Source organism: Streptomyces sp. HSW2009 (genome assembly GCF_040240285.1).
Classification (GTDB): domain Bacteria; phylum Actinomycetota; class Actinomycetes; order Streptomycetales; family Streptomycetaceae; genus Streptomyces.
Genome location: NZ_JBEHZD010000305.1, coordinates 1 through 9,359, shown reverse-complemented (window position 1 = coordinate 9,359; position 9,359 = coordinate 1). Strand labels below are relative to the sequence as shown.

9 protein-coding genes are annotated in these 9,359 nt (G+C 74.0%); 4 read left to right on the top strand and 5 right to left on the bottom strand.

Annotated features, from left to right (window positions below; translation table 11 throughout):
- Window positions 1-1,321 (top strand): SUKH-4 family immunity protein (locus AAHZ94_RS21295; RefSeq protein ID WP_502964731.1); only part of this gene is annotated, 1,321 nt, incomplete at its 5' end.
- Window positions 1,322-1,488: 167 nt separating this feature from the next.
- On the opposite strand, the gene AAHZ94_RS21290 is transcribed toward AAHZ94_RS21295, so the two are convergent.
- Both AAHZ94_RS21290 and AAHZ94_RS21285 read right to left on the bottom strand, forming a co-directional pair.
- Complete coding sequence (locus AAHZ94_RS21290; protein ID WP_349994579.1) at window positions 1,489-1,974, bottom strand: ATP-binding protein; 486 nt, start codon at window positions 1,972-1,974, stop codon at window positions 1,489-1,491.
- 171 nt (window positions 1,975-2,145) lie between these two features.
- Entirely contained in the window at window positions 2,146-2,514 is a 369-nt protein-coding gene (locus tag AAHZ94_RS21285; protein WP_349994578.1) for an STAS domain-containing protein, read from the bottom strand.
- A gap of 252 nt (window positions 2,515-2,766) precedes the next feature.
- Here AAHZ94_RS21285 and AAHZ94_RS21280 point away from each other — a divergent pair, with 252 nt between their 5' ends.
- Window positions 2,767-3,714: an RNA polymerase sigma factor SigF gene (locus tag AAHZ94_RS21280; RefSeq protein WP_349994577.1), complete on the top strand. Its 948-nt coding sequence runs from the start codon at window positions 2,767-2,769 to the stop codon at window positions 3,712-3,714.
- Between the two features lie 542 nt (window positions 3,715-4,256).
- Here AAHZ94_RS21280 and AAHZ94_RS21275 read toward each other — a convergent pair.
- Window positions 4,257-4,997 carry a TetR/AcrR family transcriptional regulator gene (locus AAHZ94_RS21275; protein WP_349994576.1) on the bottom strand — a complete coding sequence of 247 codons (741 nt, stop codon included), beginning with the start codon at window positions 4,995-4,997 and terminating at the stop codon, window positions 4,257-4,259.
- Between the two features lie 123 nt (window positions 4,998-5,120).
- Here AAHZ94_RS21275 and AAHZ94_RS21270 point away from each other — a divergent pair, with 123 nt between their 5' ends.
- The gene (locus tag AAHZ94_RS21270) at window positions 5,121-6,182 is read left to right on the top strand and encodes a zinc-binding dehydrogenase (RefSeq protein ID WP_349994575.1); all 1,062 of its coding nucleotides are present in this window, start codon (window positions 5,121-5,123) and stop codon (window positions 6,180-6,182) included.
- Between the two features lie 270 nt (window positions 6,183-6,452).
- Here the strand turns inward: AAHZ94_RS21270 and AAHZ94_RS21265 are convergent, their stop codons facing one another.
- Window positions 6,453-7,079, bottom strand: coding sequence for a TetR/AcrR family transcriptional regulator (locus AAHZ94_RS21265; RefSeq protein ID WP_349994574.1), 627 nt, complete (start codon window positions 7,077-7,079; stop codon window positions 6,453-6,455).
- 288 nt (window positions 7,080-7,367) lie between these two features.
- Between AAHZ94_RS21265 and AAHZ94_RS21260 the strand changes: the two genes are divergently transcribed.
- Complete coding sequence (locus AAHZ94_RS21260; protein WP_349994573.1) at window positions 7,368-7,784, top strand: nuclear transport factor 2 family protein; 417 nt, start codon at window positions 7,368-7,370, stop codon at window positions 7,782-7,784.
- A 192-nt stretch (window positions 7,785-7,976) separates the two neighbouring features.
- Here the strand turns inward: AAHZ94_RS21260 and AAHZ94_RS21255 are convergent, their stop codons facing one another.
- On the bottom strand, window positions 7,977-9,164 hold the full coding sequence (locus AAHZ94_RS21255) for a 50S ribosomal protein L11 methyltransferase (protein WP_349994572.1): 1,188 nt from the start codon (window positions 9,162-9,164) through the stop codon (window positions 7,977-7,979).
- Window positions 9,165-9,359 lie beyond the last annotated feature (195 nt).

Genomic DNA, 9,359 nt, shown 5'->3' with positions numbered 1-9,359 from the left:
TCGCCGAGGTGACCGACGCGACGTCCCGGCTGAACGTGCTGCCGTTCGGCGACGTCGAGGGGCGCGCCGCACTACTCCCGGCGCACCTGGCGCGCCCGGAGTGCCGGGTGCACCCGGTGGGGTGCACGCCGCCGCGACGATGCTGGCCGGCCCCGGCGGCCCGATCCCGCCGGGACAGCCCGGTGTCGGCGGCCCGCATCCGCCGCACGGCGCGCCCGTACCGCACGCCCCGCCGCTGGGCGGCCACCCGGGCATGCCCCCGCAGCCCGGCGTCGGCATGCCGGGCGCGCCCGCGATGGCGCAGCCCTACGGCTACCCGCAGCCGCCCCCCGGGGTCCCCACGGTCGGCCCCGGCTACATGGCGGTGCTCCGCTACCGCGCGCAGGACGGCTCCGAGCAGCAGATCATCCGCCGCTCCGCGCCGGGCACCCCGCACCCGGAGTGGCAGATCCTGCACGAGCTGCGGGCCATGAACGTGCCGCCGCAGCAGGTGCTCGAACTGCACACCGAGTTGGAGTGCTGCGACCTGCCGGGCGGCTACTGCGCCCGGATGATCCGCGAGTCCTGGCCGCAGGTGCGCATCAGCCACACCGCCCCGTACGGCCGCGACCACGCGACCCGGCAGCAGGGCGTACGGCATCTGATCGAGCACCAGGGCGAGTTGCACCAGGTGGCGGACGGGCCGGCCCGTCCGGCGCCGGTGCGGGTGCCGCTGCCGCACCCCAGCCAGATCCAGCGGGCCCCCGCGGTGCCGCCGGAGGGCCTGGCACAGGAGTTGCTCAACGCGTTCGGGCCGCAGGGGATCTTCCGCTTCGACCAGCGCGCCGTCTCCCGGCAGGGCGTGCCGGACATCGTCGCGCAGACGCTGGTGTGGGCCGGACTGCCGGTCGACTTCGGACCGTTCTTCTGGGCGCAGGCGCAGCCCGGCCGCCCGGTGCCCACGCTCGCCGAACTCGCCGCCGAACGCCAGGTGCAGCCCGCGTCCGACGCCGGTTCGTACCTGGTGATGGGCAACGACTACGGCCGCCAACTGTGCGTGCAGTACGGCACGGCGCACATCGTCGCGGTGCCCGTGGAGGGCGGCCCCGGCGGCGCCCCGGTGCCGCCGCAGTTCGTCAACACCGGGCTGCCGGAGTTCGTGCGCTGCCTGGGTCTGCTGGGCTGGATGTGGCGACTGCGGACCGGGCTGACGCCGGACCAGGCGGGCCGCTGGACGGTCGACTTCCAGAACCACCTGTCCGCCCTCGACCCGGCGGCGCTCGCCTCGCCGGAGAACTGGTGGGCGGTGCTGCTTGAGCAGATGTGGGACGGCTTGCTGTAACGCCCCGGGCCCCCCCCCCCCGGGGGGGGGGCCCTGAGCATTCCCTCGGAGGTGGTCGGGGCAGGCGTGTGGAGGCCGGCCACGGGGAGCGGCGATGGCTACGGGGTGGGGGTGGGTGGTGGCGCGGAGCGCCGTGGGGCTGCGGCGGAGTGGGCGAACCGGGTGGGTCAGCCTGGCGCGGCGAGTTCCGCCCAGACCGTTTTTCCGGCACCGTCAGCGTTCCGTATGACACCCCAGTCGAGGCAGAGGCGCTGCACGATGAACATCCCATGGCCACCGGGGCGGCCGGCGCGGTGCGGTGTGCGGGGCGCGGGGGTGCCCGCTCCCCGGTCGCGGACCTCAAGCCGGAGCGACTTGTCGCCGCAGCTCACCCGCAGCTCTTCGGGCCCCTCGGCGTGCAGGCAGGCATTGGTGACCAGCTCCGAGACGACCAGCAGGACGTCTTCGGCGGCGGCCCGCTGGTCCGCCGTCGAGGCCGGCAGCCAGCCCCAGTCGCGCAGTGCCTCGCGCGCGAAGTCGCGGGCGCGCGGCACCGCGCCGCTGGCGTCTATCAGGGTGAGTCGGCGGATCTGCCCGTGCGACGGGCGGGCCGGAGCGGTGGCATCAGCCTCCGGGCCGCGGTCACCCGGCGAGTACGGCCGCGCGGTGCTCATCAGCGCTTCACCTCACCGATTCACCGATTCAGGGACAGGGGCTGCCTGTCACGTCGAGCAGATTTAGCTGTCTCCTGCCCGGGCGCGGCGTGAGAACACCCACTTCTTCGACCCGGGCCGTGTGACTCAAGTAACGCACGCAAGAAGCGCACACGACAGACCAGGCCCGCATCACTCGATGAGTGCCGCGTCCAATGTGTCGTGCACGGTAAAGACGGCATCGGCGCCGGTGATCTCGAAGACCCGGGCCACGACGGGGAGCATGCCAGCGAGATGGACCCCACCCCCTGCGGCCTCGGCCTTCAGCCGGGCGCCGAGCAGCACGTTCAGGCCCGTGGAATCACAGAACTCCAGCCGCGAGCAGTCGACGACCAGCCGGGAGCGTCCGTCGGTGACGCACTGCTCCAGTGGCTCGCGCAACAACTCGGCGGTGTGGTGGTCGAGCTCACCCGCCGGCGTCACTACCGCGCTCGCTCCGTGGTGCCGTACCTCGACTCGCAGTCGGCCCCTGCTCGCGCTGCCGACCATCCCGGGGTCCATGCACGCACCTCTTCTGGCGTCTCGTGGCTTTCGATTGCGCGCCTCGAACCCTACGCCTTCGATACGGCGTGCGGTAGCCGAACAACTGGCATATATCACCAAATACGGACAACACGCACTTGCCACTTCCGGGTCAATGCGGGTAGGCGTAGATGGACACACCCGAACACGGCCCGGCTTTGGAGGCGCCGCTCACCGCAGCACGACGTTATGGCTTCGGCAGCCATATGCCGAGAATGATGGAGGACACCCATGTCACCCCGGCTCGACGAATCGCGCACCGAACACATTCGGGACCCCGCCTCGTCGACACCCTCGCCCCAGCAGGACGAGCTGACACCGTCTGCGGACCTCCCGGCTGACGCCGCCCCGCAGGAGCCGGCGCTCGCCGAGTACTTCGACGACCTGCCCGAGATCCCGCCCTTCGACGAGGTCGGCCCGGTCGACGCGAGGGCCCTGTCCAAGACCCTCTTCGAGCGCCTTGAGTCGCTTGAGGAAGGCACCCATGCGTACGCGTACGTCCGCAACACCCTGGTCGAGCTGAACCTGGCCCTGGTCAAGTTCGCCGCTTCCCGGTTCCGCTCCCGCAGCGAGCCGATGGAAGACATCATCCAGGTGGGCACCATCGGCCTGATCAAGGCCATCGACCGGTTCGAGCTCAGCCGCGGCGTGGAGTTCCCCACCTTCGCGATGCCGACGATCATCGGCGAGATCAAGCGCTTCTTCCGGGACACCAGTTGGTCGGTGCGGGTCCCGCGGCGGCTCCAGGAGCTGCGGCTCGACCTGGCCAAGGCCGGTGACGAGCTCGCCCAGAAGCTCGACCGCGCGCCCACCGTCGGCGAACTCGCCGAGCGTCTCGACCTCAGCAACGAAGAGGTCATCGAGGGCATGGCCGCGAGCAACGCGTACACCGCGAGCTCGCTGGACGCCCAGCCGGAGGAGGACGACAGCGAAAGCGCGCTGGCCGACCGGATCGGCTACGAGGACCACGGACTCGAAGGCATCGAGTACGTCGAGTCGCTCAAACCGCTGATCGCCGAGCTCCCGCCGCGCGACCGCAAGATCCTCTCGCTGCGGTTCGTGGCGAACATGACCCAGTCGGAGATCGGCGAGGAACTCGGCATCTCCCAGATGCACGTCTCCCGACTGCTCTCCCGCACGCTGAACAAGCTCCGCAAGGGGCTGACCCTGGAGGAGTGACGGCACGCCGCACGCCGCCGAACGGCGTGCGCCGGCGCGCCGCGCCCGCACTCACGGAAGCAGGGCCCATCCCGTACCGCGAAACGGGGAGGGCCCTGCTCCGTTTTCCGCCCCTCTTTCCCCGGCCCCCTTCCCGAGTCGGCGGGCGGGGTGGCAGGCGCTGTATGTGACGCGGCGCGGGATGGCGAGCGTTGCGTGCGAGGCCGCGCGCGATGCATACGGAGTGGCGGGCGTTGCATGCGACGCCGTGCGCGATGCATACGAGAGGCGGGCGTTGTATGCATCGCTGCGCGACATGCATACAAGGGGATGCGACGCGGCGCGGGATGCATACAAGGTGGCAGGCGTTGTATGCGGCGCGGCGCGCGATGTGTACAAGGTGATGGACGTTGTATGCGGTGCGGCGCATGTCGTGTGCGGGTTGTGCACGGAGTGCATGCGGGTTGCAGGCGAGTTGCATACAGGTCGTACGCGTACGGGGCAGGGGCTTGCGGTCGGGGTGGGCCCGGGGGTGGCGGGCCGGGGCCGTGGGGCGGTCGGGGTTACGGCTGGAGGAGGGGGGCCACGGCGGGGAGGGCCGTGAAGGAGGCGCGGACGCTGGCGCGGAGTGCCTCGCGGTCGTCGGCGCCGGCGGTCGCCGGGTCGCGGCCGGCCCCGGTGGACCACTCGCGCAGCGCGTTGCGCCAGGCGGCCACCATCAGTTCGAGGAGCAGCCGGGCGGGGAGCGCGCCGATCCCGCGTTCGGCGGGGAGCCGCTCGACCACCGTGGCCACCACCGCGTCCGTCACCTCCGCGCAGTGCTGGAGGCTGTGGGCGGTCAGGGCCGGCGTGCGGTCGGCGAGGGCCCGGCTGACCAGGAACCGGCCCTCCCAGCCGTCGGACATGTCGGCGATGGCGGCGATGAGGGCGTCCTGGTACGCGGTGAGCAGCGGGCCGTCGAGTTCGCTGGCCTCGATCCGGCGCCGATAGGTGTCCCAGAGCTCCTTCTCGGGTGCGAGTGCCACGTCCTCCTTGCCGGAGAAGGCGCGGAAGAAGGTCCGCTTGGAGACCTCCACGGCGTCCACGAGCTGATCGAGCGTGGTCTCGGCGAAGCCCTGCGTGGTGAACAGCCGCAGCGCCGCGTCGACCAGCGCCTGCCGGGTCCGCAGCTTCTTGCGCTCGCGCAGCGGGAGGCGCTGCGGGGTCTCAGGCGGAGGTTCGGGGGCGGTGTCGGCCGCGGGTGCGGCGCCGGTCGTCGGGCCGGCCGGTTCCTTCGGGTCTGCGGGGTCGGCGGCGGAGGTCACGCGAGCAGTGTACGTCGCCCCCTGCACCGCGACGGCAAATGCCCCTTGAACGCTTATGCCACTCAGTGGCACTATCTCGGGGCGGGGCCGCCGGCCCCCCGATACGAGGGATGTGAGTGAGCCATGCGCGCATGGGTGATCGACCACGAGGCCCCGGGTGGGCTGCGCCTGACCGAGACCGCCGACCCGGAGCCCGGTCCCGGACAGGCGCTGGTGCGGGTGGCCGCGTTCTCCCTTAACCGGGGCGAGGTGGACGCCGTCATCCCGGACGGCCCGCAGGGCGCGGTGCCGGGCTGGGACGCGGCGGGCACGGTGGTGCAGGCCGCAGCCGACGGCACGGGACCCGCCGTCGGCAGCCGGGTGGTGACGCTCGGCGACGGCGGCGCGTGGGCCGAATTGCGCGCCGTGGACACCGAGTTGATCGGTTCCGTACCGGCCGGGGTGAGCCTCGCCGCGGCGAGCACGCTCCCGGTGGCCGCGGGTTCGGCGCTGCGCGGGCTGCGCCGGCTCGGCAGCGTCCTGGGCCGCCGCATTCTGGTCACCGGCGCGGGCGGGGGCGTGGGCCGGTACGCCGTACAACTCGCGGCGCTCGGCGGCGCGCACGTCATCGCCGCTACCAGCACGCCGGCCGGCGCCGAGGGACTACGGGCGCTCGGCGCCGCGGAGATCGGCCACGTCGGGGCGGCGGCCGACGGGTCGCAGCAGACCGGGGCCGGGGACGGCGACGGCAGGGCCGACGGCGGCGGGGTCGGCGGCAAAGCTGGCGGCGGGGTCGGCGGCGCGCTCGGGGTGGAGGTCGGCCTGGTGCCCAGCGGCCCGGTGTACGGGGTGCTCGACATGGTGGGCGGTGACCAACTCGTGTCCGCCTACGCCTCGTTGGAGCCGCACGGGACACTGGTCGCGGTCGGGCACGCCGCCGGCACCGGCGAGCACTTCCCCTTCGGGGCGCTCTTCGGCCACCTCGGCCGCCACAACCGTGCGCTGACCTCCTTCTACCTGCTCCAGGACGCGACGCGGCTCGGCGCGGACCTGACCTGGCTCGCCGGCCTGCTCGCCAGCGGCACCATCGACCCGCAGATCGCCTGGCGCGGCGACTGGAGCCGCGCCACCGAAGCGGCGCGGGAGCTGAGCGAGCGCCGAGTGCCGGGCAAGGCGGTGCTTGAAGTGGCGGGCGAGGAGGGGTAGACGGGGCCTGCGGGGGTGGCCCGTACTTTCCGTACGGTACGGGCCGCCGGTCGCTCACCCTCAGGGCCGGGCCGGCACACCGGCGCCCCCGGCCGCACAGCCGTTAGGGCCCGGCGCCCCAGCCGCTGATCCGTCGAGGTCGGCGGAGTCGGGGGCAGCCGCCCCGTCCAGGCCGCTCCCCCGTCGAGATAGCGGCCGGTCCAGGCCCAGGCCGCACCCCCTCCGCCACAGCGCCGGCCGCTCGCTCCTCAGCCCGGCACCCCGGCCCGTTCACCCCTCGGCCCCGGCACCCCCGCCGCTTCCCCCGGCTTCGGGCGCGCGGGCGCCCGCCGCGTCGAGCAGGGCCGCGGCGGCGGTGCGGGCCTCGTGGGCCGGGGTGGCGGAGGCGGTGAGGGCCGCGGTGGTGATGGCGCCCTCGACGAGGAGGGCCAACTGGCCGGCGAGCGCCTCGGGGGCGGCGACGTCCAGGGCCGCGGTCAGTTCGCCGAGGTACTCCCGTACCGCCTGCTTGTGGGTACGCGCCAGGTCGGCGACGGCCGGTGAGGTGCCGCCGAGTTCGGCATAGCAGTTGATGAAGGCACAGCCCCGGAAGCCCGGCTCGGCGAACCACTCGGCGAGCCAGTCGAAGACCGCGAGCAGCCGGGCGCGCGGGGTGGGCCGGGCGTCGGCGTAGCGGGTGAGGGCGGCGCGCCAGGACTGGTCGCGGCGCCGCAGGAACTCCTCCACCAGCCGTTCCTTGGCCGGGAAGAGCTGGTAGAGGCGCTTGAGGGAGACATCGGCGGCGCCGCGTACCGCATCCATGCCCACCGCCCGCACGCCCCGGGCGTAGAACAGCCCCTCGGCCGCGTCCAGGACCCGCACCCGGACCTGTTCGTCGGCCGCCGCACTCGCCGCCATCCCGCACCCACCTCGCTTCTGCTTCGCTCATCGATCGACGCGCCGGCACCACTGCCGCCACCGTCGCCGTCCCTGCCGCCGCTGCCGCCGCTCCCGTCGCCGCCTGGTCGCCGTGCTGCCGGCAGCGCCGTGGGCTCGTACGGGCCGGCGACACTTGCGCGAAGAACGATGGTTCTCCTACTGTACCCGGCAGGGCTGGAGAACGCCCGTTCTCCACCATGCGCCCTGGTCACGCCCGGGCGCCCGGCACGCATGCCCGGCACGCACGTCCCGACGGAGGAGCAACCCATGTCCCCCTTGCCCCCACTGCCGCCGTTCACCGAGGAGACCGCGCGCCGCAAGGTACAGAACGCCGAGGACGCGTGGAACTCGCGCGACCCCGAGCGGGTGGCGCTGGCGTACACGGAGGACTCCGAGTGGCGAAACCGCGACGTCTTCCTGCGCGGACGCGACCAGATCCGCGCCTTTCTGACCGAGAAGTGGCGGCGCGAGCACGCGTACCGACTGCGCAAGGAGCTGTGGTCGTACACCGACCACCGGATCTCCGTACGTTTCACCTACGAGTGGCACGACGACAGCGGCCAGTGGTGGCGCAGCTACGGCAACGAGCAGTGGGAGTTCGCCCCGGACGGCCTGATGCAGCGGCGCTACGCGAGCATCAACGACCTGGCCATCGCGGAGTCCGACCGACAGCTCGCGGGCTGAGCGTTCGCGCCGCTGCCGGTGCTCGGCCGGCCGGCTCGCCCGGCCGAGCCGGCTGCCCGTCGGCCCGACCCGCCCGGCGGCCCGTACCGCAGACTGCTTCCGTCCCACAGACGGCTCCCTGCTCGTACGTGGCTTCGCCCCGGCGGGCAGGCGACGCGCTGCCGGGCGCCGGCCCGGGCCCAAGCCAGCGGGCTACTGCGCCGCGGGCGCCCGCCCCTCCCCCGGTATCGCGGTCAACCGCCACAGCGAGGTCACTTCCGCCGCCCGGGCCGCGTGCAGCGGGTCCGTCCGGTCGGTGGCGCGGCCGTGCCGGGGGCGGACGTCCAGCCGGTCGACGACGCGCAGCCCGGCCGCCGCTATGAGGTCGAGCAGTTCGGCCCTGGTGCGCAGGCCGAGGTGTTCGGCCAGGTCGGAGAGGATCAGCCAGCCCTCGCCCGCCGGCGTCAGATGGGCGGCGAGGCCGCTCAGATAGCCGCGGAGCATGCGGCTGTCCGGGTCGTACACCGCGTACTCCACCGGTGAGGTGGGCTTGGCCGGCACCCAGGGCGGGTTGCACACCACGAGCGGCGCCCGACCGGCGGGGAAGAGGTCGGCGGCGACCACCTCCACCTGCTCCGCGACGCCGAGCGCAGCCGCGTTCTCGCGCGCGCAGGCGAGCGCGCGGGGGTCCTGGTCCGTGCCGACCACCCGCCGCACGCCGCGCCGGGCGAGCACGGCGGCCAGCACGCCGGTGCCGGTGCCGATGTCGAAGGCCAGGTCGGCGGCGCCGGCAGGCAGCGGCGCCTGCGCCACCAGGTCCACGTACTCGCCCCTGATCGGCGAGAACACCCCGTAGTACGGGTGCACGAGGTCCCCGCCGAGCGCGTCGATCGGCACGCCCTTGCGGCGCCATTCGTGGGCGCCGACGAGGCCGAGGAGTTCGCGCAGCGAGATCACCGCCGGCTCGGCCGCGGCGTCCGCACCCCACGCCTCCCGGCCGGCCGCGGCCACGTCCGGGGCACGCCGCAGGGGGATGCGGGGACCGGCCGCCGGTTCCGGCCCGGGCTCGACCGGGACCAGCACCATGCCGAGCAGCCGCGCGCGCTGCGCCTGCGCCTTGCGGTGCAGGTGGAAGGCGTGGGCGGGGGACTCGTCCGGCGCGCCCGCGGGCGCTGCGGCCCCGTCCGCCGGGAGCGGTGCGCCCGCGCCGCCGCGCCGTCTGCGGGCCGGGCGCTTGCGGTCCGCGCTGCGGTCGGTGCGCCGGGCCAGCGCCTGGAGGAGCTGCCGCGCCTGGTGGTAGTCCCCGCGCCAGAGCACCGCCGTGCCCTCGCAGACCAGCTTGTACGCCGCGTCCGCCGTCATCCTGTCGTCGCCGATCACCACCCGCCGGGGCGCCGGCACGCCGCTCTCCGAACGCCACCGCGCCTCGTACGACGTGCCGTCCTCGGTCCAGGTCAGGCGCGGCTGGGCCGCGGCAGGCGCGGCCGGCGCGGCTGGAGTCGGTGCGGCTGAAGTCGGTGCGGCCGGGGCCGGCGGGCTGGCGGGAGACCCAGCAGCAGTGGGGGTCCCGGTCTCGTATACACCTCTGACGCGGCC

Excerpts from the sequence above, each read along its gene's own strand:
- AAHZ94_RS21265 (WP_349994574.1), bottom strand. The coding sequence starts at position 7,079 with ATGGCGGCGAGTGCGGCGGCCGACGAACAGGTCCGGGTGCGGGTCCTG.
- AAHZ94_RS21290 (WP_349994579.1), bottom strand. The coding sequence starts at position 1,974 with ATGAGCACCGCGCGGCCGTACTCGCCGGGTGACCGCGGCCCGGAGGCT.
- AAHZ94_RS21285 (WP_349994578.1), bottom strand. The coding sequence starts at position 2,514 with ATGGACCCCGGGATGGTCGGCAGCGCGAGCAGGGGCCGACTGCGAGTC.
- AAHZ94_RS21260 (WP_349994573.1), top strand. The coding sequence starts at position 7,368 with ATGTCCCCCTTGCCCCCACTGCCGCCGTTCACCGAGGAGACCGCGCGC.
- AAHZ94_RS21280 (WP_349994577.1), top strand. The coding sequence starts at position 2,767 with ATGTCACCCCGGCTCGACGAATCGCGCACCGAACACATTCGGGACCCC.
- AAHZ94_RS21270 (WP_349994575.1), top strand. The coding sequence starts at position 5,121 with ATGCGCGCATGGGTGATCGACCACGAGGCCCCGGGTGGGCTGCGCCTG.